1 pseudogene is annotated in these 361 nt (G+C 36.0%); it reads right to left on the bottom strand.

The features are described 5' to 3' along the window. Positions 1 to 280: pseudogene (locus DXC01_RS20840) on the bottom strand (IS982 family transposase); the annotation flags it as partial. Positions 281 to 361: the final 81 nt, after the last annotated feature.

The raw sequence follows: 361 nt of genomic DNA, 5'->3' as shown, positions 1-361 counted from the left end.
TAAAACGGCTTCTGCTGCAAAGCTGTGGGAAAAGGTGTCGGTAATTCTTTTTTACAAAAGAAAACCAGGCATTTTCAGAATCAATACCGACCAACTCTCCACAGAGAGCAATCGTAATGATTTCGGAATCAGATAGTTTTGCATCCAAAACATGGCGACGTTTTCTGACTTCCGAAGGTGCAAAGCGGTGATACAATTCATCAATAATAACGTAAGTGGTCAAAATAAAGTCTTCAAAAGTTGCGATAATCGTGGTATCATTACTTTGAAACTTCAACATGATGATGCCCCCTTTCAAATTTGTATGTCCTACAAATAAGATAGCACATTTTGTTGAAGTTTCTTTATATTTTATTTTATC

It is taken from the genome of Blautia sp. OM07-19 (assembly GCF_003481595.1).
Lineage (GTDB): Bacteria > Bacillota > Clostridia > Lachnospirales > Lachnospiraceae > Blautia_A > Blautia_A intestinihominis.
This window is presented reverse-complemented; position numbering and strand designations above follow the sequence as displayed.